Consider the following 21,628-nt stretch of genomic DNA (forward strand, 5'->3'; position numbering starts at 1 on the left):
ATCAAATTGACGTTGCAGGAACGGCGTTAAACGTTCGCGCTTTGTCGAGGGTAATAAACGAAGCCAGAGTAAATAACAGGGCAATACACCCCAGCACCATATAACTGTCGGCAAAGCCTAGTTTTTGATACATATGACCAATACCCGTTGACAGGAATATTGAACTGAAGCTTTTAGAAAACTGGAAGCCAATAAGATAAACGGTGGCTGAAAGTAGCGGGTTAAAATTAGCGGTAATGTATTTCAGCGCGGCCACCAGCAGGATTGAGCTTTCAAAACCATGCAACAATTTAATCAGGCTGATGGATATTGGCCCCACAGCCCACGCAGAACCGATAATGCGCAGGCTCATAATTAACCCGCAGTACAGCAGGGCATTTTTCGGGCCGATTTTATTCACAAACCATGGAGCAAAAAACATCACGACGGCATCCAGGAAAATCTGCCCGGTGGTTAAATATCCGAATGCCTCAGCGCCATGCGCTTTGCTTTCAAAAAAATGGCTATAGTAAATGGCAAACTGCTGATCGTAGGTTTCATAGACCGCGCCAACGCCAATCATATAAAGGGCGAAGAACCAAAACTTTTTCAATTTTAACAAGGCGGTGGCGTCCGCCAGCGTCACCGGTGTGCTGGTCCGGTGGTGTGCCTCTGGCGCGGCGGTCCTGACCTGCGTTTTCCAGACGGTAAAGAGTAAACACACCCCTGCGCCGCTGGCGGTCCAGAAAATCAGGTTTTGATCGATGCCGTATAATTTCCCGGCGGCAAAGGTGCCTATCGCTGCTCCGATGCCACCAAACATTCTGGCGCGACCAAATTCAAAACCTGAAGCACGGCTGACTTTATCAATATAAGCTTCACAGACACCACAGCCAGCGCCGTAAGCCATGCCAATATAGATGCCGCCCGCTAACGCGCCAAGCACGACATTTATTTTCAGTAAAGGCGCAAAGATATAGATCCAGTACGGTGCGAATAACGTGATAATAATCGCCAGCATCCACATCAGGTTTTTACGGTAAATTAATTTATCGGAAATAAAACCAAACAGCGGCTGGATGCAAACTGCTACCACGGCGGTAAAGGAATAAACCAGCCCAACGTCGCCGTAATTAATACCAATCGTTTCTGTTAGCCATAATGAGAGGTAGGGATAACAACATCCCCAGCCTATAAAGAAAAAGAGAAAAAACAGACAGCTCATATAATAGTTTTTATTTGAATCTATCATGATGCCCTCACCTTATCGGAACCTGAGTACAGGATTTGTCCTCAGCAAATTACCTTTTCAGGGAGGGGAGAGTCATAAAACTCTCGCTATCGACCAGTAAAAATCTGCTATCCACAAACGGCTGTGAAGTGGCTCACGTTCCGCCTGCGGGTAGCCCGGTGCGCTACCGTTACGCGAGGGGGCTTTCAGCGCGCCGTAAAAACGCGGGCGCAGCCTTTTTTAAATACCCCTTTAACCAGCCAGTAGAACGCGGTGGTGAGCAGAAGATGAAACAGCAATATGGCTGCCAGAACAGGATGTTCCAGCTCCGGCGAGTGGGTATCGGTAAGGCGATCATAGGGCACGATGTGAAAGAGGAGCGACATTAACACAATAAACGTCAGCAGCTTGCTTGCCCGTCGGATGCATGCCACTGCCCATAACAGGAAGAAATTTATCGCGTTAAACCGCTGCGCGCTGCGCCAGCGAGTCAGCCCGCTGGTGAACAGACTAAAGAGGATGACACTGACCGCCAGTACCAGAAAGCCATACGCATCGGTCACTACCGACTCCATCGCTTCCGGGGCCGGTTCGCCGTCCATCCACGCCGAGAGACGCACGGCGTCATCAAACGTCAGGTGGCGGGAAACCGCGTCAAAAACCTGTTGTTCAAACGGTGCTGCCCACATGATGGCTAAAAACAGGATAAAAAAAGCGAAAAACTTGAAGAGCGTAATACCCACAGACTTCATTATTCTGGTCCTTACTTCTACGGGCAGGCAGTGCATCGGCGCACAATGGCAGGGAGGAGACAGGCGTTACACCATCTCGTTAGGCATGAGCAGTACCTTCTGCGGATCTTCAGGCAGGTAATAAAGTACCACGGTATTGTTACGCATCACCTTGATGAGATCTTCCGGGGTGAAGTAACGTTTCGTCGTTGCGGTCACGCTTCCGTTGGCGGTAGTGAAGCTAACCACCACGCGGAATTTGGTATTACCGGTACCCGACGCGCCAATTTTTTCTTTGCTGACAATGTTTGCTTCCGTGCGGATGCCGTTCTTTTTGTACTTATCGTAAACCGCGCCAGTGTGGTAGCAATAAACCACCAGCGCCAGCACGATCAGCGTAATAAGCAAAACCGTAAACCAGGGGGAGTCAAATGACATGGTCGTTCCCTAATCATCCATAAATTGCCGGGAATTATAAGCCGTCATTTTCATATCTCAATATTAATCCGGATGCTTCAGGCTGCATGGTGTTGGCCGCCTCACCCAGATGAAACGCTCGCCGGTTTTGGTATTTTCTGTCACGAAATCGCCATCACGATTGCGCGCTGGCGGTACAGAAAAGCGTACAGCATGCGCTGTACGCCCGGAAAGGGGCGGCGGGTAAGGCCGCCTGTGCAATGCCGTTACGCGCGAACGTCGAAATAACGAAAATGCGCGTCTCCCTTTTCCACATTATCTGTTGATGACAGGGCGTAAATCCCCACTTTCGCGCCGATCCATTTTCCAGCCGCAGCAGCAAACGTGGGGCTAATATCCTGCCAGCGTCCCCCGCTCTGCGACCATGCAAAAGTGCAAATCCCATCCCGATCGACGCGGACACGAAACAGCAGAGTCGGCGCTGTGATAGCAACAGGAATGAACACCGAATCGGCCTCGACCATCCCTTTATCGCTGTTCCAGCCGGTGGTGCTTTTTAACCCGTATTGCCCGTTCTGGTAAGCCAGTGCGATTGCGGCAAAGCGCTCTCCGTAGATAACCAGTCCCGCTTCATCCGTCTCATGACGAAAGCGGGCCTGCACCTCCGTTTCCACAGTAAAGGCAGGTGCGGGGAATTTTTGCAGGAGCAGTTGCGGCGTGTCGTACAACGAATGCGCACCCATCGGGTAACAGGCCAGCGTCAGGCCGTTATTGCCGGGCACTATCCAGCCCGCTTGCGGGTTGGCGGGCCACTGCCACTGTAAGCCCGGTTTGCCGCCGACAAAGTTATCGGAGGTTTGCGGTTCGCAATACGCACGTTGTGCGCTGCCGGAGCGCTTACTGCTGCGCAGCACCGGTTCGCCACAGTCTGCGTGTGCATCCTGCGCGCCGATATGCGGCCAGCCTTCTTCGTCCCAGACCAGGGGTTGCAGATGGGTAATGCGGCCGTACAGGCTCTTGTCCTGAAAATGTATAAACCAGCCTTCCCCTTCCGGGGACTCCACCCAGCCGCCCTGGTGTGGGCCATTGATTGGGGTGCTTCCCTGGTGCAGAACGTTTCTGGCCTGATAAGGTCCGGTGACATGCTGGCTGCGCAACACTGTTTGCCAGCCTGTTTCCACACCGCCTGCCGGGGCAAAGATGTAGTACTCGCCATTGCGCTTATAAAATTTGGGGCCTTCGATCGTGGGGTGAGAGCGCGTGCCATCGAAAATGATCCGCCCTGCATCCAGCAATTGTTGTCCATCCGGGGACATTTCGCAGAGCTGCAATTTGTGTTTGATATTCGCCCGGCTGTAGGCAAAGGCATGCACCAGCCACGCCCGCCCGTCGTCATCCCAGAGTGGGCAGGGATCGATCCAGCCTTTCACCGCATGCAGGCAGTGCGCTTTCGACCACTCGCCGCTGGGGTTTTCAGCCTTGCTCATAAAGACGCCTTCGTCCGGCATACTGAAAAAGACCCAGAAAAATCCATCGTGGTAGCGCAATGAGGGGGCCCACACGCCTTTGCCGGGCAGCACCTTGTTGTAATGCTCACCAGGCAGCTCGGGCAGCACGTGATTAATAATTTTCCAGTTCACCATATCGGCGGAAACGAGCAACGGCAGGCCGGGAAGATGGTTAAAACTGGACGCCACCATGTAGTACTGGCCCTCGACACAGATCACATCCGGATCGGAATAGTCAGCGTGGATCACCGGGTTGTGATACGTGCCGTCGCGATTGTCTGCTTGCCATACCATATCCATGACTATTTCGCCTCTTCGGTAATCAATGCAGCACCGGATACGTCCCCTGTGGGTTGCGCGGCAACGCGGCTGGTTTTAGCGTCGATCTCATCATGGATTTTACGCATCAGATCATCATCCAGTTTATAGAAGAAGGAGAGCGCATAAAGGATCAGGTATGACAACGACGGGCCGATTGTCAGCAGGCTGACGATACCGGTGATCGCCGCAGTGCTTTGCGTGGCCGATCCAGCCTGGTAGCCAAACCCGTTTAATGAAAAACCGACCATTGCGCCAGCCACCGCCATGCCCAGCTTGAGCATAAAAAGGTTGCCGGAGAACGACAGGCCGGTAATACGCCGACCGGTTTTCCACTCACCGTAATCGGCGGCGTTGGCCATCATGTTCCACTTAAAAGGCTGGTACATTTGGTGTAAAAAGCCGATCAGAAAATAGACCGGAAAGATAATGCTCAATAGCGTAGGCGGAATAAAGAACATCATTACTCCGGCAAAAACCAACAACAAATTAATGGTGCGGAACATAAATAATGATTTATAGCGCTGCGAGAAATAACCGGCACCCATTGCGCCAAAAATTGTCCCCACCACCATCGTCGTAATAAAAGCGGTTTTCATGGTGGTATTCCCGGCGCTACTGCCGCCGGTCATCAGATACGTGGCGTAATAGAGCGTTGCGGAACTGCGCATTACGCTGGCCATACTGGAAAAGAACGTAATAATTGCGACGATCCGCCACTGGTCGTTTTGCCAGAGATTTTTTAAATCCGCTTTTATCGATGAGTGACTATCAACGACTGGGGTAATGCGCTCTTTAGTATTCACGAAGCACAATATTAACATCACTATAGCGATGGTGCCCATTACCGCCATTGTAGCCTGATAGCCGAACTGTTTATTTTCTTTACCGAACCACTCCACCAGGCTTAGCGTACCGACTGAAACCAACAGCCCGGACAACGAAGATAATGTAAAACGCCATGACTGCGCTGAAAGCCTGTCTTTATCATTATCTGTAATGACCCCGCCCAACGCGCAGTAGGGAATATTAATAAAGGTGTAGGCCAGCATCAGTCCGGTATAAGTCAGGTAGGCGTAAATTAATTTACCGGTATGGCCAAAATCGGGTGTAGTAAAAGTCAGTACCGCCATCACCGCATACGGCACGGCAAACCAGATAAGCCACGGACGGAAATGTCCATATTTGGTTTTAATGCGGTCGGCAATCATGCCGGTGACCGGGTCCACAACCGCATCAAGAACGCGGGTAACCAGAAACATTACGCCGACCGCAGCGGCGTCCAGCCCGTAAATATCGGTATAGAAATAGGTCAGAAACATGGTCACAGAGGAGAAAACAATACCGCAAGCGGCGTCACCCATGCCAAAACTAAGCTTCTCCATCGTACTCAGACGAGTGTAAACAGACATAATTGCCTCGTAGTTGTCATGCATATTGGAATAACTTGTATGCTATCTTTTGTTTTCAGGTATACCACTTGTAAATTTTGATTTTAGGTTTATGTTTTTTTGCTAATGTGAGGCTTATCTCAATAATGAGTCACGGTGTCGGTGGGGAATGATTAATAAAAGGGTTGTCAGAGGAATAAATGGTCTTTAGAAAGGGCTGATATGGCGGTTATTTCCCACCCACTGCAAAATGCTTAAACACGCTATCGCGTGATTCATGCGCCAGGCGGCACAGATTGCCGCCCGACGCAGCGAGATTAGTGGTGTAACATCTCTTCGACAATCTGCTCTTTATTCATATTGTACGGATAATAGGTCGGCCATTTGTCCATCTCTTTTAACAATGCCTCCTGAGACGTATTGCCCATAAAAATATGGAAGTGCTGTGATTGCCGCGGGGCAATAATATGATCGCTGAATTGCACATATTTCGGCGCGTTGGACTGGCTCTCTTTACATTCGAAAAGGTAACGCACGCCTTTTTTACCTGAGCTGTAGGTGAGGATTTTATAGCCTGCATAGTCATAGCGGCAGCTGCTGACGCTGTCCCCCACGTGGAATTCCATCACGTTATTTTCAATACCGATCATGTCGACGTTTGTGGCGTAGCCTTTTTTGTAATAGGCCCGATACTCTTCCACGGTTCTGTCACCCTGTCTGGCTTTTTTCTCCAGCACCGGATCGAGCGAACCGTCCTGCAAATAAGGGTAGAGCGACTGCCATATGCCCTCCCAGTCGGCCAGCGTCCGGTCTTTTACATCTTTATTATCGAAAACGCCTTCACTGGCTTTGCGCTCCACTTCTGTTAGCGGTTTGCCGTGATGGTGGTCGTGCGCCATGCTCTGTGCGCTGCCAAGCAACACACTCATGCCGAGTAAAAACGCTTGTTTCTTCATGATCATCGGTAATCCCTGTTTATCGTTTGTGACAAATTGAAATGTTATAATATAACAAAACTAAATGCTACCCACGCGAAAGGGTGACGCCTGTCGTTTAGTGTGTGAAAGACGAAAGGTGCAAGACGATAGCGCGCCAGGAAGAACGTGCTGGGCATGGGGAAGCCCACGGCCAACGGCCTGAATCAGGCGCTGGCCTAAGAGAGTACAGCTTGCGAATTAACGCGGGAAACCATTTTGAAGGCAGATCTGTCGGCTGGTGCGCAGGGTAAAAGCAATTTTTTGCGGGTACTGGGCGTAATAATTGTGTTCCTCTTCCAGCCCTTTTTGCTGCGCCAGTTTGACCGTTTCCAGCGAACAGGTACGGTAGATCAGATCTTTTTGCATCTTGTGCTGACGTTCAAGCTGCGCTGTGCTGGACTGTTTAAACCAGTCTGGCGTCAGGGAGTAGTCGAAAACCACGCGATTTCCCTGCGGGTGCACATCTTCAACATAGAGATATTCACCGATTTTCATCCGTTTTTGCCCGCCCATACGCGTTTTATCCGCTTCTGCGCCATGTACCGCCAGCTCTTCAACACTCATGGTCTGGATTTTTTGTTGATAAACGCGCACATACTCTGCTGGCTGGGCGTAGTGAGTGGCATAGCGTTGGCGCATTTCCGCATCGCTTACCGTGCACCCTGCCAGCAGGGCGGGTAGCAAGATGACCATTTTTTTCATCATTCCGTTCCTCGTTATCGTTTTTTGCCCACTCAGGATAGGCGCAACGGCACAGAAATGAACTCTTATTTCAGGTAGGGCTTAACGGGTGAGGAACAATCCGCGGGCGACGATTTTCTGAAATTCCGGGCACTGGCTGTGTTCAGGGGCGCTACAGCCAGCAATGTGTTTCAGACCGCGACTGAGCAGACGGAGTTTACGGATGGTGTGGTCTATCTCCTGCGCCCGGCTAACTATTTTCTTCGGATCCAGCGTTACTTTTCCTCGGGGGTCAAACATCTGTGCCATCTCATCCAGCGTGAATCCTGCTGCCTGACCGAGGGCTATCAGCTGTAACTGGTTGAGGACGTCCTCCCGGTATTGCCTTCTCAGACCGTGGCGGCCGAGGGGGCAAATCAACCCTTTTTTCTCGTAGAAGCGCAGGGTTGAGGGCGCAATACCGGCGCGCTCTGCCACTTCGCCAATATCCAGCTCTTTCATTGTTGACTTAAACCTCACTTCACGTTGCACACTGTTGGCAAGCTTATCACTGACAAGGTAAAGAAGGCACAACGCATGGACACAGACCTGATTATTCGGCTGCTCATCACGGGGTTGGGCGCAACACTATGCATGGATGTGTGGTCGCTGTTTCAGCGCCATGTACTGGCGATCCCTTCGCTGGATTATGCGCTGGTAGGGCGTTGGATCTTATGGATGCCCAGCGGGCGATTTTACCATCAAACGATAGGGCAGACGCCCGCGTGCAGTGGCGAAAAAGGCGTAGGTTGGGGCATGCACTACCTTACGGGCACTATTTTTGCGTTTCTTCCGTTCTGCCTGGCCGGGCACGACTGGTACTGGCAACCGACGCTATACCCTGCACTGCTGGCCGGGATAATAAGCCTGTTCGCCCCGTTTATGGTGATGCAACCGGCTTTTGGTTTTGGCATTGCGGCGGCAAAAACACCGCGCCATGGTCGGGCCAGGTTGCTCAGTGTCTTAACGCATCTGATATATGGCGGCGGGCTATATCTGTCTGCCTGGGTAATAGCGCGAGTCGTATGAAGCAGCACCCAGCAGGACACCCAGGTGAAACCCTCAGGCCAGAGATAAGCCTGAGGGATCCATCATGCGGCCATTTGCAGGCACGCATCGGCGCAGCGTCGGCAGATTTGCGCGCAGTGCTGACAGTGTTCATGTTGGTAACGACTGCACTCTTCGGCGCAGGCACGGCAGATATCAATGCAGATGCGGCTAATAGAGGCTAAATGTTCGCTTTCCAGCGCCATGAATTGCCCGGTCACCCGGCAAATGGCGGCGCACTGCATATCCAGCCGGATACAGGCTTGCATCGTCTGCACATCTTCTTCTTGCAAGCAGGAAATGGCGCAATGTTCACAAGCCGCAGCGCACTGGTAGCAGGTTTCGACACATTGTTGATGTTCGGAATGCATAATTATCTCCACATTTTTTGTGTGTCATTCAAGTGTGCACAAAATATCCCACTTAGCCACTTTTCAGGCGGTATTAATTTAATCGTCCTGTGATAATTCAGTGGTTTCACGTAAAATAAAGAAGATACATCTCCTTTTTTGTCTGTGCTTTTTTTTAATTTTTTACGGGTGGTAATAAAAAGAAATATGGCGCAGTTATTCGTTGTTAATGAGTAAGTTGCATTCCCTATGCAATTTATTTTATTTATTTGGCGCTTATACTTTGACTTATTCTCATAAACAACCAGACTTAAAGCTCTAACGCGATCGATATGCCAACGAAATATGCGTACCGATTATGTCGATAATGAGAAGTGGAGATATACCATGGCAGAACAACATAGAGGCGGTTCAGGTAATTTCGCAGAAGATCGTGAAAAAGCATCCGAAGCAGGACGCAAAGGCGGCCAGAACAGTGGCGGCAACTTTAAAAATGACCCTGAGCGTGCATCCGAAGCCGGTAAAAAAGGCGGACAGAACAGCCACAGCGGCGGCAAAAAATAACCGCTGCGCTTTGCAGTTATATGACTTTATTAAGACAATAAATTTTCGCTGTCTTAATAACAGGCGAGCCGGAGACGGCTCGTTTTAAATGGCATGTTATCATGTCGACTGAGGATCTCATGAGACAAAAAAATGAAAATAATAATGATGACGATGATACGGAAATAGTAGAAATTACCAATTTTATTATCACTGAAGCATCGTGTAGCGTAAAACATACCCGAATAATTATTGATACATCTGAAGACGTTAATTTACCTCTCGCCCCTTATCAAAAACGCCTGATTCACAGCATGGCAATTCGTAACATCACCCCCGACGATGCAAAACAGAAATAACGTTCATTATTTTTGGGTCGTTTTTCCGTTTATTTTGTCGCAACCACGTTCACACAGACGTTAAAAAAATGCCCGAATAAACAGCAAAATAGTGTTGTCAGCGCTGTTTTTTTCGCCTGCCGCCTGGCTTTTTTTCTTTCCGCTTATCTATAGTCAGAACATGAGTGGCGAGAGGGAGGGTACCGTGCTGAAAAGTGAAAAAGATGATCCACACCATGCGCCGGAGTCGGGTGAAAAACAGCCGCAACCGGTGAAGAAGTAACAGAAAGGTCGCTGCGGCGACCTTTTTGTTGTGGCAGAACCGGCATGATAGTTTGCCCAGCTACTGCCTGTTTACGCTTTTTCTACATGTCCCAGCGGCTTCTCCGGGAAACAGTAATCACGTACCCGGCGTTTAAGTTCGGCGGCATCCGGAAAACCACCATCCCGCTTGCGGTCCCAGATCACCTCACCCTCAATATCAATCACAAATATCCCGCCTGTGCCCGGCACGAGCGTGACAGCACCCAGATCGGTGCTAAAGGTATGCAGCAACTCCTGCGCCATCCAGCTGGCGCGCAGCATCCAGTTGCATTGTGAGCAGTAATGCAGAGTAATGGCGGGTTTGGTCATTTTTTCACCGTCGGCGTGCCTGTCAGAGTCTTTATTGTAAGCAAAGTGCGTCGGGAATATGAAGTTGCTATGAATTTGTTGCAAGTGATAATTATTATCATTACTATCTGGCCGATAACGATGAGGATTGGCCTTCAGTGTCTGGTGCGGACACGGCACAATCCCGCGCCTGACTGGAAGTAAGCGGTGAGCCTGATACTAATAACTCATAGGCTTGCAAAATATGTCTCAATCGCAACTTTCCCGGCCTCGCTTTAGCAAAAGCATGCTGGTGACTTCATTACTCGCAGCGCTGTATCACACCTCCGCCTGTGCGGCAGAGGCAGGTTCAACCACCGTCACAACCAGCCTTCAGGATAATGCTGAAGAGATGGTCGTCACCGCGCCCGCACCGGTATTAAAGGCGGGCAGCCACCACGCTGTCAGCGCCCAGGATTTGCAAAACAAAGGCGCCAAAGACTTCGGCTCTGTTATGCGGTACGAACCGTTGATCAGCGCGACCGGCTCCAGCGGCGGTTCTGGTAACGGCAAAAGCGGTTTCGATCGGGGGGGTTACACCGGCTATAACATTCGCGGGCTGGAAAGCAACCGTGTCGGGATTGACGTTGACGGCATTCCACAGCCAGACGCCACTGGCCGCAGTTATGTCAGTCGTTCTGGCCTGAACACGTTTGGCATTGGCCGCGACTATATCGATCCTTACATGTACGGGGCTGTCGACATTCAGTCCGGCGCCACCGCAACAGATAACGCCAATACCTCGATTGGCGGTAACGTCTCGTTTAAACCGAAATCCGCCGATGATTTTCTGCATCAGGGTAAGGATAGTTATTTTGGCTACCAGAGCGATTACGACTCCGCCGATCGCAGCTGGCATAATGGCGTGACGGGCGCAGCAGGGGACGATACCCTGCGGGGAATTTTTGTCTACAGCCGCCGCGATGGTCAGCAGACCCGCAACAACAGCGGCACCCACGACGCCTACCCGGCCAACTGGCACTCCGACGCGATGCTGGCGTCCGGCATCTGGCAGCCTAATGAGGCGCACAAACTGAGCGCTACGCTGGACTATTACCACAAAACCAACCACACCCATTACGACAGTTGGGACAGCAGCGGTAATGCGATTCTGGGCGAGGCACAGCAGACCAGCCAGACCCGCCGCTGGGGCGTGAGCCTGAAAGATGACTGGACGCCGATGAACGACTGGCTGGACAGCCTGTCCACCAGGCTCTTCTATCAGCATACAGAAGCACATGACCGCACCTGGATGCCGGACAGCACCACTGCCACAATGGAGACGGTTTACTCCAACTATGACACCGACACCTGGGGCATGCAGACGGCACTGGCAAAAAGCCTTGGCCGCCACGATCTGAGTGCCGGTTTCAATGCCAGCACCAGCAAAACCCAGCGCCCGTTTAACCAGTCACCTGTACCCAGTACTTTCAGTGTGATCATGCAGCCCGAAGCCGACAGCAGCAGCTATACGCTGGGCGGTTTTGTCCAGGATCAGATCAATTTCGACGCTGACGGTCACGCTTTTGCCATCATTCCCGGCGCGCGCGTCGTTTACCAGTCAACCAGGCCGGATAACCTCTCCAGCCTGACGACCAACAGCAGCGTGCTGACGGAGTCCTCGGTGTCGACATTGTACGGTAAAAACAGCGATACCCAGCTTCTGCCGTCGTTAACGTTCCAGTATGACATCACGCCGCGCCTGATGACGTACCTGCAATATAAACGTGGTGCAGAGTTCCCGAATGCCAGCCAGCTGTATGGCTCATGGAACCTGGGCTCCAGCTATGCGGGACGCGGGCAGTATGCATTGATCGGCAACACCGATTTGAAAACCGAAACCAGTAACAATGTTGAATGGGGCATGAAAGGTGACGTTGCCGCGGGCGTGACACTGCGTACCGCGCTGTTCTACAACAGCTATAAAAACTTCATTGCTTATACCCGATACACCCGTTCGGCTAACCCCGACAAATTCACCCACGTTCCGTCGAACATCTACACCACTTACCAGGCGGAAAACCGCGATAAAGCCTTTATTTATGGCGGGGAGATCAGCGCGAAATTTAACATTGGTCGCTGGGTCGACGAGCTGAACGGACTGAGCGCCACGCTGGCATATGGCTATACCCAGGGCAAGTCTAAATCGAGTTATTCCGGCGACAAATACGTTGATCTCGACAGCGTCGCGCCAATGAAAGCGATCGTGGGCGTCGGCTGGGATGATCCGGCAAAACGTTACGGCACCGCGCTGACCGCCACCTTTGTTAAAGGCAAACGTGCCACCGCGACCAATCGCCAGTCTTATCTCAATACTGGCGGCGCCCTCGGTAACAGCAACACGGAATATATGCGGGTGCCGGGCTACGGTGTGCTGGACTGGAGCGCCTACTGGCAGGTGGCGAAACACGTCAAAATTAACGGCGGCGTCTATAACATCACCGACCGCAAATACTGGGATTATCTGAACAGCCGGACGCAGGAAACGTCCACTAACCAGAATGCCTATGACCAGGCGCTGGCGGTGATGCCGGGCCGGACATGGCAACTGGGTGTGAACGTCGATTTTTAAGGCGACATGCGCTTTCGTTCGGCCCGTCACCGGCCGAATGCGGCGCGGTTAAATTCATTCTTTCTCCCCGGTATCGCTGCCGGGGAAGACACCGTTAAAGGAAATAAACATGCTTGCATCGTCAAAAAATGTCGCCGAAATCTGGCATCAATACCAGACCATCAAAACGCAGCAACCAGCGAAATATGCCCGCGATATCGCCAGTGAGATGGGGTTGAGCGAAGCGGAACTGACCCATGCCCGTCTTGGACATGATGCGATACGCCTGACAAGCGACATGGCGGGGATTATCGCGGCGCTGGAGTCTGTGGGTGAGATCAAAAGCCTCTGTCGCAATGACTGGGCGGTTCATGAACAAATCGGTCGTTTTACTCATCAACACCTTGGTGAACATGCCGGACTGGTACTCAACCCACGGGCGCTCGACTTACGTCTTTTTATGCAGCAGTGGGCCAGTGCCTTTTACCTGCGCGAACAGAGCCCGCGCGGTGAACGCCAGAGCATTCAGTTTTTTGACCATCAGGGTGACGCGCTGCTGAAGGTTTACACCACCGCGAACACCGATAGCGCTGCATGGGAGGCGCTGATTGCTCGCTTTCGCAATGCGTCGGATCTGCCGCTCACACTGCTGGCAGCCCCCGTGCAACAGCACGCACCGTCTGCCGATGCCCGCGAGGTCGATCAGGCATGGCGCGCCATGACCGATGTACACCAGTTCTTTGGCTTGTTAAAGACCTTCCGCCTTTCGCGCCAGCAGGCATTTCGCCTGGTGGGCGACGACCTGGCCTATCTCGTCAGTAATGACGCGTTGCCGCGCTTGCTGGACACCGTCCTGCAAGACGGCAACGAAATCATGATCTTCGTCGGCAACCGCGGCTGCGTGCAGATCTTTACCGGCGTGATAGAGACGCTGAAGCCGATGCAGGGTTGGATCAACATCTTCAATCAACAGTTCACTCTGCACCTGCGCCAGGCGGCGATCCATGAAAGCTGGATCACGCGCAAACCTACCGCCGATGGCTATGTCACCAGCCTGGAGTTATTTGCCGCAGACGGCAGCCAAATCGCCCAACTGTACGGTCAACGCAGTGAAGGTGATGCGGAGCAACAACAGTGGCGGATGCAAACAGACGCGCTGGCCAACAAAGGAAAAGCCGCATGAGAAAATTTCTGATACTGCTGGCTCTGCTACCGCTGGTGGCCAGCGCAGCGGCAGAGAAAATTGTTGCCCTTGGCGGCGATGTTACCGAAATCGTCTATGGACTGGGTGCACAAGCGCAACTGGTCGGGCGGGACAGCACCAGCACCTGGCCTGCCGCCGTGAAAACCTTGCCCGATGTGGGCTACCTTCGGCAAATGAACGCGGAAGGTATTCTCTCACTGCGCCCAACGGTGGTACTGGCAAGCGCGCAGGCGCAGCCGTCACGGGTGTTGCAAAACATCCAGCAAAACCATGTCCGGGTGGTGTCGGTACCGGGCGGCTATACGCTGGCAGACATCGACAAGAAAGTGGCGGTGATTGCCGGGGCCATTGGGCAGCAGGAAGCGGGCGAAGCGCTGCGTAAAAAGCTGGCGGCGGAGATCGCCGCGTTGCCGACAACGCCCATCAATAAACGGGTGCTGTTTATTCTCAGCCACGGCGGTATGGGCACCCTAGTGGCCGGGCAGCAGACCGCAGCCGATGGCGCGATTCGCGCGGCGGGCTTACACAATGCCATGCAGGGCTTTGATCACTATCGTGCTATGTCCCAGGAAGGGGTGATTGCCAGTCAGCCGGATCTGGTGGTGATCTCTGCCGAAGGTTTGCGCAGTATGGGGGGGGAAGAAAACCTGTGGCGGTTGCCTGGGCTGGCGGAAACGCCCGCCGGGCGTAACAAGCAACGGCTGGTGATCGATGATATGGCGCTACTTGGCTTCAGCCTGCGCACGCCGCAGGCGCTACTGGAATTACGCCGTAACGCGGAGCAACACCCCTGATGAGCCGTGGCGTATACCGTGCTTTGTGGGGGCTGCTCTTGCTGTTGTTAGGGCTGATATTGTTGGCGACCACGCAAGGGGCGATGCGGCTGCCGTTTGCCAGCCTGTGGACGGCCGGACATGAAGGATTGCGGCAGATTTGGCTGACCATTCGCCTGCCGCGCGTCCTGCTGGGTGTGCTGGTGGGCGCTGCGCTGGCGCTCTCCGGGTGTGTCATGCAAGGGCTGTTTCGTAACCCGCTGGCCGATCCGGGGTTGTTGGGTATCAGCGGCGGCGCGTCATTAATGGTGGCCTGCTGGCTGGTGTTGCCGCTGTCGGTGCCTGCGCTGGTTGCACTTTATGCGCCCATGCTGGCGGCGTTTATAGGTAGCCTGGCGGTGATGGTGGTGATTTTTCTGCTCAGCCAGGCGGGGGATCGCGGGCTATCACGACTGCTGCTGGTGGGGATCGCCATCAACGCGCTTTGCAACGCCGGAGTAGGGCTACTTGCATGGATCAGCAATGACACGCAGTTACGCCAGCTTTCACAATGGGGAATGGGCAGTCTGGGGCAAGTCGAGTGGCCAACGCTGGTGGTCGCCGCCAGCCTGATCCTGCCCGCTTCGTTGCTGATCTGGCGTGTGGCGTCGTCGCTTAATTTGCTGCAACTGGGCCATGAAGAGGCGCACTACCTGGGCGTTAACGTCCCGGCACTTCAGCGGCGCTTATTAGCGTGCAGTGCGCTGCTGGTGGCAACGGCTGTGGCGATCAGCGGCATTATCAGTTTTGTCGGCCTGGTGGTGCCCCACCTGATGCGCATGTGGCTGGGTGCGGATCACCGCGTGCTGGTACCGGCATCTTTACTCGTGGGCGCTGGTCTGCTGTTGATTGCCGATACCGTGGCGCGAACCGTGGTTGCCCCCGCCGAAATGCCGGTTGGATTGTTAACCAGTCTGCTCGGCGCGCCGTGGTTTTTAGGCTTGATTTTCCGCCAGAGGGGCGCCGCGCATGGATGAGTACCTGACCGCAGTTAACCTACACCTGAAAGCAGGAACGCGTCCGCTCATCGACAACGTCTCACTGACGCTTGGCGGCGGGGAACGGGTCGCGCTGATTGGCCCGAACGGCGCGGGCAAGTCGACACTGCTGCGTCTGCTCACGGGGTATCTTGCGGCCGATCATGGCGAGTGCCTGTTAGCCGCTCGCCCTCTCGCGCAGTGGACGCCGCAGGCGCTGTCGCGCCGCCGGGCAGTGATGCTGCAAAACACGCAACTGGGTTTTGACTGGCCGGTTGAAGCCATTGTCGCAATGGGGCGGGCCCCCTGGGGGCCTGAACGTGAAGGGGAGATTGTAGACCAGGTCATTGCGCTAACCGGGTGCGATGCACTACGCCGGCGGCGCTACCGTACTTTGTCTGGCGGGGAGCAGCAGCGGGTTCAACTGGCGCGTAGCCTGGCGCAGTTGTGGCATGAGGATGCCCCGCAAGGCTGGCTGTTCCTCGATGAGCCCACCTCAGCGCTGGATCTTTATCATCAACAGCAGTTGCTGCGTTTGCTTAAACAGCTGACCCACAGCGGAAAATTGCATGTGTGCGCGGTGCTGCACGATCTTAATCTTGCCGCGCTGTGGGCCGATCGGGTTTTGCTGTTGCACAACGGCAAACTGGTGGTGCAGGGCGCGCCTGCGTCAGTGATCCGCCCGGAAATTATCGCGCAGTGGTATGGCGCGCAGGTGTGTGTGGCGCCGCACCCGTCTGTCGACGCTGTGCAGGTATTTCTTTCGGTCTGACCCACGCAGCAACGGGGATTTGCCTGGCTTTGCTACAGTGTAGTGTGACTCACTGATGCGGAGATGTGTGATGCCCCTACCACCGATGCAGGCGCTGATCTGTTTTGAAGCTGTGGCGCGTTATAAAAGTATGAAAGAGGCAGCAGAAGCGCTGGGCATTACCGCCAGTGCGGTCAGCCAGCAAATCACCCGGCTGGAAAACGCAGTCAATGTGCGACTGTTTACCCGCAGCCCGCGCTTTCTGGCGTTAACGCCGGAAGGCGTGAGTTATTTGCGCGTAGTGCAGCCTGCTTTCCGGCAGATCTCGCAGGCCACGCAGCGGCTTCTTGACGATGCGACAGTAGAGCGGGTCACGTTCAGTTGCCCTGCTGAGTTTGCCATTTTGCATTTGCTTCCCCGGCTGGCGGAGTTTGAACACGCCAGACCGGGGGCAGAGGTGCTGATCAACGCAACGCGGCGGGTCGTGGATCTTAATGAAGAAGAGATTGATTTCGCCGTCTATGAGCAGGCGCCGGAGACGCCGGGTTGGGTGTCGCATCCGCTCCCGGACGGGCGCTGGCTGGTCTACGACAAAACCACCCTGCAGCAACCCGTATGTCAGCACTTCCGTGACTGGCTGTTGTCTGCCCGTTCCGTTGAGCCGCTGTAGGCCTCGTAGTATTCAAGCGCCCCGTTCACTGGCTGATCAGCGGTATTGCCACCACAATCGATGAAGTTCATACCCTTGATCTCCCCGCTGCGGGCGTTTTTCCCACGGCTTATCAATAATGTAATGAATATTTTTTACCCGCCCGAAATCCCATATTTTCGGGTGCTGTAACGGCAGCGTTTTTAGGGCGTTATAGCCATAGTGCAGCGGCACCCAGCGGTCGCGAAAAAACGCATTGAGAAAATCCTGCTCGGCAAATGCCCAGTCCGAGATATCTTCTTTTGCTGCCAGCTGCTGCATCATTTGCTGATAGACGGTGTTATCTGGCGTGAGAACCAGAAAGCCGCCATTCAGGTAATTGTCCAGCGAGGCGGGAGGGTGCCCATGCATTTGCGGATCGTCACACCAGCTGTAGTAGCAGTTTTCCGGTTGCCAGCTTGCCGGGTAGCTGGCTATCTTATTCGGGTTGCAGCGGCAGGCATGACAGGCGGCGATAGCTCCTTCTGGTAAAGGCAGCGTAAAAACCTCATCCATATTTTTCACCACCAGCATATCGGCATCAAGAAACGCCACGCGCTGGTAATCGGTCAGTGTCCACACTGCCAGTTTGCTCCAGACCTCGGCAAAACGGGCATTAGCATAATGGTGTGCCAGCGCCGGATCGGGGCCGATATCCGGCACCTTCACCACGCGGCAACCCGCTTGCTGTAGTTGCTGGCGGCTGGGCTCATCAATGGCCGCCGTCACCATCACTACCAGCGGCCATGGTGAACCGCTGGCGCGCAGCGAACGGTGTAACGCCTCAATACCCGGCAAATAAGCCGACTGTGTCAGCAACGTAACCCACGCATACATCGGACTCATGCCATCAGCTCCGTCATAAATGCGTTAAGGAATTTCCCCTGCGGATCGAGCTGGCGGCGGATGGCCTGGAACTCCGCCCACTGTGGGTAGAGCGCTGGCCAGTCATACAACTGAGGATCGAAATATTTCCCCCAGTGCGGCTTACCGCCTTCTTCCGCCAGGCGCTTTTCGGCGGCGCGTAGAAAGGCCAGCCCCTCATCCGACAGCGAGCCGTCTTCAGCGTAATAGACCACAAAGCCAAAAAAACAGGTGGCCTGATGATAGGCCGGGCTGAGCCAGGCGCTGGAAGGTCCGGTGCAGCGCAGGATGATGGGGTAATGCATATGCGGGTGCGCCTGGGTGTGCCATTTTTTCAGACGGGCAATAACCGCAGGTGCGCGATCCATCGGGATCGCGATTTCAATATTGATTTGCGGCGTAGCGATACCCCGACAAAAGATCTGATAGATATCGCCAGTCACGTCGGAGAAATCTTTAAACCGGGTAACGGTGCGAAACGGTTTGCCGTTCTCATCCACAATGTGGGTATCGTCTTGCATGTGCTGCAATGTTTTCTCCACCGTGGCATTCATCTGTGTGTCGGTTTCGTCAAACTCGACCAGCTCACCGCGATTCTGGCGCCATTGCGCCTGCTCATCATCACGCGCTTCGCGGGCGTTCCAGGTATGGACTTTATTCTCATCGGGGAACCACCATGCCTTGCTGAACGCCCATTGCTCATTCCACGTCACCAAATCGTGTGCCAGATTGTCTGCGCTGCTGGCGTTTTTAAAACAGGTAAACAGCGCAGCCGGGCGGGTACGCAGCGTTACCGCGCTGATGGCACCCAATGTGCCCAGTCCCAGTTGCGCCGCGGCAAACCATCGGTGCTGACGGGGGATGTCGTGGATAGTGCCGCCGGCATCGATCAGCCGGATGCTCAGCGCTTCGTCCGCCAGCGAACTTTGTTGCATCCCCTGGCCATGTGTTCCGGTGGAGATGGCGCCAGCGAGGGTTTGTGCATCTATCACACCGGGTGACGCATGCAACATACGGTTAAGCGCGGTGAGGATCTCAAACACTTCATGCAGCGGCGTTCCAGCGGCGAAGGTCACGCTCTCTTCGGTTACGGCGAGCGCGCCGCGCAGACAGGAAAGGTCGATCAGAATATCGTCCTCATGGCTGAGCGCCAGCATTCTACCGGGCGACATGCGGCTGCCCATCACTCGCACTTTGCCACCACATGCCCGGATCGCGGCCTGCAGTTGCGCTTCATTTTCTGGCGTCACTACCGCACAGGTCGCAGCAAGCGTGGCGTTTTTTGCCCAGTTAAGCAGATGCGGATCCCCGGCGTCTTGCTGAGGCTGGCGACGGGGGAAAAGGGCGTGCGTGCTGGTCATTGGCGGCTCCTCGCTCTGTTTTTACTCTGTAAACCAAGCGTAGCCCATCAGGAAAAGGTATGGCGTGAACCCGGCATTTTCACAATAGTTCTCATCGGGTTAACAGAGGCGAGTGGCATCGCCTGTGCAGAAGCGCTTTTCTTTGCCATAGGCAGAAGGGACCCCACCTCTACGGCGTGTGGGGTCAAGGTATTACTGATCAACCCGGTTTTGCGGCTGGCCGTCGAGAAAGGCTTTAACGTTATCGATCGTGGTTGACAGAATGCGCCCGCGCGCCTCGACCGAGGCCCACGCCATATGCGGGGTAATAAGGCAATTTTTCGCCGACAGTAGCGGGTTATCTGCCTGCGCAGGCTCTTTCGACAGCACATCGACGGCGGCTCCCGCAATGCGTCCTTCGTTCAGGGCGGCGGCCAGGTCCGCTTCATTTACCAGCTCCCCGCGTGAGGCGTTCAGCAGCAGAGCGGTGGGTTTCATCTTTTGCAGCGCGGCACTGTTAATCATGCCTTTGGTTTCTGACGTCAGTGGGCAGTGCAGGCTGATGACGTCTGCTTCGGCGTACAGCGTATCGAGGTCAACGAAGCGTACATCCCCGCGCACTTCGTCGCTGCGTGAACGTGCGGAACAGGCCAGCACTTCCATACCCAGCGCTTGCGCCACCGCGCCGAATGCCTGGCCGATACGGCCATAGCCAATAATGCCAACGCGCTTGCCTGCCACTTCGATCATCGGTTTCAGCCAGTAACACCAGGTGTTGCGCTGCGTCCATCCGCCGGCATGGACATCGGCATCGTGTTCGCCGACTCGGTTGCACAACTCCAGCATTAACGCTGTGGTGAACTGTGCGACGGTCGCGGTGCCGTAAGTGGGCACGTTCGATACGACAATTCCGCGCGCCCTGGCGGCGGCAATGTCCACCACGTTATAACCGGTGGCGGTGACGGCAATCATTTTTAACGCCGGGCACTGGCTGAAGAGGGTGTCGTCGAGCACCACTTTGTTGGTGATGGCAATATCCGCACCGGCAAGGCGTTCGGCGACCTGCTCAGTGTTGCAACTGTCGTAGACTGTGACATCTCCCAGTTGCTCAAGCGCATGCCAGGCGAGATCGCCTGGGTTCAATACCCCTCCATCTAACACAATAATTTTCATCTGTTATCCCTGTGTTTTTTATCAACTGGCCATCAACGTAGTCGATATATAGCCGTGTGATAAGGACTTTCTTAAATACGATGAAGGGGGCTGTGCCTGTGCGTTATGATGCGCCCTCTTTGGGAATGATAGAGATATGGCCGTTACGCTCCAGGATGGCGAATTTTATCTGCGCCAGGTCAACAATGCCCTGATTGTTACGGGCGGATACCATAATATCGTCACGTGTAATGTCCGCTTCACGCATTTTACTGACGATCAGTTCTCCGTTTTCCACCAGTACCACTGGCGTGCCATCTATCAAATTCTCGGCGCCTTTGATGTACTTTTTCACCGTGCCAAAGAGGATATCGACCACCACCAGCGTGATAATGGTGAGTGCTGCGCCAGTAACAGAAAAGTCATTGCCCAGCAGCGCTTGCTGTGTGGCCTCGCTGATGATGAGCAGTAAAATCAAGTCAAACGAGGTCATTTGCAGCAGGGCGCGGCGGCCGGCAATTTTAAACACCACCATCAACACCAGATAGATCGCGACAGCGCGCAACACCATGTCCATTCTTCTCTCCTCAGGGCCAGATAAATTGCTCTACGGTGATTGCCGGGGCGCCATTGAGTGAGAAACGTTGTGTGCTGGTCCCCATGGCCTGAGGGGTTAAACCCAGCCACACGGTCAACGGGCGTTGGGCATCGGGGCGGGTATATTCGAGGAACAGTTGACCGTCCTGGCTGTACATTTTCTGCGGCTGAGGGTGCAGCGTACGGATTTCAACATCCTGCATGAAATCCCCGCCGAGCGTAAATACCACCTGACTGCTGCCGGCGTTAGCGGTGAGCCGCATGTCATTATCGCTCATCAAACGGCCATAACGATCGTAGTGCACGCTGAGCGTGTTATCGGCGCTGGTAACGGTTCGGTCACTCAGCCAGCCTTGTGAAAAGAAACCACATAATGCAGCGATGACAATCCCCCCCAACAGGAGCGCTCCCCACTTTTGCACGCGTGTTTCAACATGTAGCCAGAAGGGGCTATCGGCCACGGGATAAGGTTGCTGTGTTTTCGGCGCCAT

General features: G+C 54.1%; 24 protein-coding genes. 9 read left to right on the forward strand and 15 right to left on the reverse strand.

Annotated elements, in window-relative coordinates; translation table 11 throughout:
• Position 1: 1 nt before the first annotated feature.
• The 8 genes from RTX30_RS08555 to RTX30_RS08590 all read right to left on the reverse strand — a co-directional run bounded on the left by RTX30_RS08555 (position 2) and on the right by RTX30_RS08590 (position 7,734).
• Positions 2-1,231 (reverse strand): oligosaccharide MFS transporter, encoded by a 1,230-nt coding sequence (locus RTX30_RS08555; RefSeq protein ID WP_312688883.1) that lies wholly within the window; start codon positions 1,229-1,231, stop codon positions 2-4.
• A gap of 185 nt (positions 1,232-1,416) precedes the next feature.
• Positions 1,417-1,962, reverse strand: coding sequence for a hypothetical protein (locus RTX30_RS08560; protein WP_312688885.1), 546 nt, complete (start codon positions 1,960-1,962; stop codon positions 1,417-1,419).
• 66 nt (positions 1,963-2,028) lie between these two features.
• The gene (locus RTX30_RS08565; RefSeq protein ID WP_312688886.1) at positions 2,029-2,379 is read right to left on the reverse strand and encodes a DUF3592 domain-containing protein; all 351 of its coding nucleotides are present in this window, start codon (positions 2,377-2,379) and stop codon (positions 2,029-2,031) included.
• A 245-nt stretch (positions 2,380-2,624) separates the two neighbouring features.
• Positions 2,625-4,166, reverse strand: coding sequence for a glycoside hydrolase 43 family protein (locus RTX30_RS08570; protein ID WP_312688888.1), 1,542 nt, complete (start codon positions 4,164-4,166; stop codon positions 2,625-2,627).
• A 2-nt stretch (positions 4,167-4,168) separates the two neighbouring features.
• Positions 4,169-5,596, reverse strand: coding sequence for a glycoside-pentoside-hexuronide (GPH):cation symporter (locus RTX30_RS08575; protein ID WP_312688890.1), 1,428 nt, complete (start codon positions 5,594-5,596; stop codon positions 4,169-4,171).
• 296 nt (positions 5,597-5,892) lie between these two features.
• Positions 5,893-6,537: a metal-binding protein ZinT gene (zinT, locus tag RTX30_RS08580; protein WP_409429810.1), complete on the reverse strand. Its 645-nt coding sequence runs from the start codon at positions 6,535-6,537 to the stop codon at positions 5,893-5,895.
• Between the two features lie 213 nt (positions 6,538-6,750).
• A complete protein-coding gene (locus RTX30_RS08585; RefSeq protein ID WP_312688892.1) occupies positions 6,751-7,257 on the reverse strand; it encodes a hypothetical protein in 507 nt (168 codons plus the stop codon).
• A gap of 78 nt (positions 7,258-7,335) precedes the next feature.
• Positions 7,336-7,734 (reverse strand): helix-turn-helix domain-containing protein, encoded by a 399-nt coding sequence (locus RTX30_RS08590; protein ID WP_409429811.1) that lies wholly within the window; start codon positions 7,732-7,734, stop codon positions 7,336-7,338.
• A gap of 75 nt (positions 7,735-7,809) precedes the next feature.
• On the opposite strand from RTX30_RS08590, the gene RTX30_RS08595 reads away from it, so the two are divergent.
• A complete protein-coding gene (locus RTX30_RS08595; protein WP_312688894.1) occupies positions 7,810-8,301 on the forward strand; it encodes a DUF2938 domain-containing protein in 492 nt (163 codons plus the stop codon).
• A gap of 62 nt (positions 8,302-8,363) precedes the next feature.
• Here RTX30_RS08595 and RTX30_RS08600 read toward each other — a convergent pair whose 3' ends face one another.
• Entirely contained in the window at positions 8,364-8,690 is a 327-nt protein-coding gene (locus RTX30_RS08600) for a four-helix bundle copper-binding protein (RefSeq protein WP_312688897.1), read from the reverse strand.
• Between the two features lie 366 nt (positions 8,691-9,056).
• Here RTX30_RS08600 and RTX30_RS08605 point away from each other — a divergent pair, with 366 nt between their 5' ends.
• Entirely contained in the window at positions 9,057-9,233 is a 177-nt protein-coding gene (locus RTX30_RS08605; RefSeq protein WP_312689132.1) for a general stress protein, read from the forward strand.
• 101 nt (positions 9,234-9,334) lie between these two features.
• Entirely contained in the window at positions 9,335-9,571 is a 237-nt protein-coding gene (locus RTX30_RS08610; protein ID WP_312688899.1) for a hypothetical protein, read from the forward strand.
• Positions 9,572-9,904: 333 nt separating this feature from the next.
• Here the strand turns inward: RTX30_RS08610 and RTX30_RS08615 are convergent, their stop codons facing one another.
• A complete protein-coding gene (locus tag RTX30_RS08615) occupies positions 9,905-10,183 on the reverse strand; it encodes a SelT/SelW/SelH family protein (RefSeq protein WP_312688901.1) in 279 nt (92 codons plus the stop codon).
• Between the two features lie 223 nt (positions 10,184-10,406).
• On the opposite strand from RTX30_RS08615, the gene RTX30_RS08620 reads away from it, so the two are divergent.
• From RTX30_RS08620 to RTX30_RS08645, 6 genes are all read left to right on the forward strand, one after another.
• Positions 10,407-12,773 (forward strand): TonB-dependent receptor domain-containing protein, encoded by a 2,367-nt coding sequence (locus tag RTX30_RS08620; RefSeq protein WP_312688903.1) that lies wholly within the window; start codon positions 10,407-10,409, stop codon positions 12,771-12,773.
• 109 nt (positions 12,774-12,882) lie between these two features.
• A complete protein-coding gene (locus RTX30_RS08625) occupies positions 12,883-13,935 on the forward strand; it encodes a ChuX/HutX family heme-like substrate-binding protein (RefSeq protein WP_312688905.1) in 1,053 nt (350 codons plus the stop codon).
• Complete coding sequence (locus RTX30_RS08630; protein ID WP_312688906.1) at positions 13,932-14,750, forward strand: hemin ABC transporter substrate-binding protein; 819 nt, start codon at positions 13,932-13,934, stop codon at positions 14,748-14,750. The genes RTX30_RS08625 and RTX30_RS08630 overlap by 4 nt, the downstream gene beginning before the upstream one ends.
• Positions 14,750-15,745 (forward strand): iron ABC transporter permease, encoded by a 996-nt coding sequence (locus RTX30_RS08635; protein WP_312688907.1) that lies wholly within the window; start codon positions 14,750-14,752, stop codon positions 15,743-15,745. Before RTX30_RS08630 ends, RTX30_RS08635 begins: the two co-directional genes overlap by 1 nt.
• Positions 15,738-16,517: a heme ABC transporter ATP-binding protein gene (locus tag RTX30_RS08640; protein ID WP_312688908.1), complete on the forward strand. Its 780-nt coding sequence runs from the start codon at positions 15,738-15,740 to the stop codon at positions 16,515-16,517. Before RTX30_RS08635 ends, RTX30_RS08640 begins: the two co-directional genes overlap by 8 nt.
• 70 nt (positions 16,518-16,587) lie before the next feature.
• Positions 16,588-17,166, forward strand: a complete 579-nt coding sequence (locus RTX30_RS08645) for a LysR family transcriptional regulator (protein ID WP_312688909.1) — start codon at positions 16,588-16,590, stop codon at positions 17,164-17,166.
• A gap of 36 nt (positions 17,167-17,202) precedes the next feature.
• Here the strand turns inward: RTX30_RS08645 and RTX30_RS08650 are convergent, their stop codons facing one another.
• From RTX30_RS08650 to RTX30_RS08670, 5 genes are all read right to left on the reverse strand, one after another.
• Positions 17,203-18,021, reverse strand: a complete 819-nt coding sequence (locus RTX30_RS08650; RefSeq protein ID WP_312689134.1) for a glycosyltransferase family 8 protein — start codon at positions 18,019-18,021, stop codon at positions 17,203-17,205.
• 5 nt (positions 18,022-18,026) lie between these two features.
• Entirely contained in the window at positions 18,027-19,409 is a 1,383-nt protein-coding gene (locus tag RTX30_RS08655) for a D-arabinono-1,4-lactone oxidase (protein ID WP_312688910.1), read from the reverse strand.
• A gap of 192 nt (positions 19,410-19,601) precedes the next feature.
• Entirely contained in the window at positions 19,602-20,561 is a 960-nt protein-coding gene (locus RTX30_RS08660) for a D-2-hydroxyacid dehydrogenase (protein WP_312688911.1), read from the reverse strand.
• 103 nt (positions 20,562-20,664) lie between these two features.
• The gene (locus RTX30_RS08665) at positions 20,665-21,117 is read right to left on the reverse strand and encodes a YetF domain-containing protein (RefSeq protein ID WP_312688912.1); all 453 of its coding nucleotides are present in this window, start codon (positions 21,115-21,117) and stop codon (positions 20,665-20,667) included.
• 10 nt (positions 21,118-21,127) lie between these two features.
• On the reverse strand, positions 21,128-21,628 hold the full coding sequence (locus RTX30_RS08670) for a hypothetical protein (protein WP_312688913.1): 501 nt from the start codon (positions 21,626-21,628) through the stop codon (positions 21,128-21,130).

Origin of the sequence: Kosakonia sp. (assembly GCF_032052965.1) — a bacterium.
Taxonomy (GTDB): domain Bacteria; phylum Pseudomonadota; class Gammaproteobacteria; order Enterobacterales; family Enterobacteriaceae; genus Kosakonia.

Coding starts and splice junctions, on each gene's coding strand:
- RTX30_RS08610 (WP_312688899.1), top strand. CDS start 9,335: ATGTCGACTGAGGATCTCATGAGACAAAAAAATGAAAATAATAATGAT.
- RTX30_RS08635 (WP_312688907.1), top strand. CDS start 14,750: ATGAGCCGTGGCGTATACCGTGCTTTGTGGGGGCTGCTCTTGCTGTTG.
- RTX30_RS08650 (WP_312689134.1), bottom strand. CDS start 18,021: ATGTATGCGTGGGTTACGTTGCTGACACAGTCGGCTTATTTGCCGGGT.
- RTX30_RS08645 (WP_312688909.1), top strand. CDS start 16,588: ATGCCCCTACCACCGATGCAGGCGCTGATCTGTTTTGAAGCTGTGGCG.
- RTX30_RS08585 (WP_312688892.1), bottom strand. CDS start 7,257: ATGATGAAAAAAATGGTCATCTTGCTACCCGCCCTGCTGGCAGGGTGC.
- RTX30_RS08625 (WP_312688905.1), top strand. CDS start 12,883: ATGCTTGCATCGTCAAAAAATGTCGCCGAAATCTGGCATCAATACCAG.
- RTX30_RS08655 (WP_312688910.1), bottom strand. CDS start 19,409: ATGACCAGCACGCACGCCCTTTTCCCCCGTCGCCAGCCTCAGCAAGAC.
- RTX30_RS08620 (WP_312688903.1), top strand. CDS start 10,407: ATGTCTCAATCGCAACTTTCCCGGCCTCGCTTTAGCAAAAGCATGCTG.
- RTX30_RS08670 (WP_312688913.1), bottom strand. CDS start 21,628: ATGGCGCCGAAAACACAGCAACCTTATCCCGTGGCCGATAGCCCCTTC.
- RTX30_RS08590 (WP_409429811.1), bottom strand. CDS start 7,734: ATGAAAGAGCTGGATATTGGCGAAGTGGCAGAGCGCGCCGGTATTGCG.
- RTX30_RS08595 (WP_312688894.1), top strand. CDS start 7,810: ATGGACACAGACCTGATTATTCGGCTGCTCATCACGGGGTTGGGCGCA.
- RTX30_RS08575 (WP_312688890.1), bottom strand. CDS start 5,596: ATGTCTGTTTACACTCGTCTGAGTACGATGGAGAAGCTTAGTTTTGGC.
- RTX30_RS08555 (WP_312688883.1), bottom strand. CDS start 1,231: ATGATAGATTCAAATAAAAACTATTATATGAGCTGTCTGTTTTTTCTC.
- RTX30_RS08605 (WP_312689132.1), top strand. CDS start 9,057: ATGGCAGAACAACATAGAGGCGGTTCAGGTAATTTCGCAGAAGATCGT.
- RTX30_RS08615 (WP_312688901.1), bottom strand. CDS start 10,183: ATGACCAAACCCGCCATTACTCTGCATTACTGCTCACAATGCAACTGG.
- RTX30_RS08565 (WP_312688886.1), bottom strand. CDS start 2,379: ATGTCATTTGACTCCCCCTGGTTTACGGTTTTGCTTATTACGCTGATC.
- zinT (WP_409429810.1), bottom strand. CDS start 6,537: ATGATCATGAAGAAACAAGCGTTTTTACTCGGCATGAGTGTGTTGCTT.
- RTX30_RS08560 (WP_312688885.1), bottom strand. CDS start 1,962: ATGAAGTCTGTGGGTATTACGCTCTTCAAGTTTTTCGCTTTTTTTATC.
- RTX30_RS08660 (WP_312688911.1), bottom strand. CDS start 20,561: ATGAAAATTATTGTGTTAGATGGAGGGGTATTGAACCCAGGCGATCTC.
- RTX30_RS08640 (WP_312688908.1), top strand. CDS start 15,738: ATGGATGAGTACCTGACCGCAGTTAACCTACACCTGAAAGCAGGAACG.
- RTX30_RS08630 (WP_312688906.1), top strand. CDS start 13,932: ATGAGAAAATTTCTGATACTGCTGGCTCTGCTACCGCTGGTGGCCAGC.
- RTX30_RS08570 (WP_312688888.1), bottom strand. CDS start 4,166: ATGGATATGGTATGGCAAGCAGACAATCGCGACGGCACGTATCACAAC.
- RTX30_RS08600 (WP_312688897.1), bottom strand. CDS start 8,690: ATGCATTCCGAACATCAACAATGTGTCGAAACCTGCTACCAGTGCGCT.
- RTX30_RS08665 (WP_312688912.1), bottom strand. CDS start 21,117: ATGGACATGGTGTTGCGCGCTGTCGCGATCTATCTGGTGTTGATGGTG.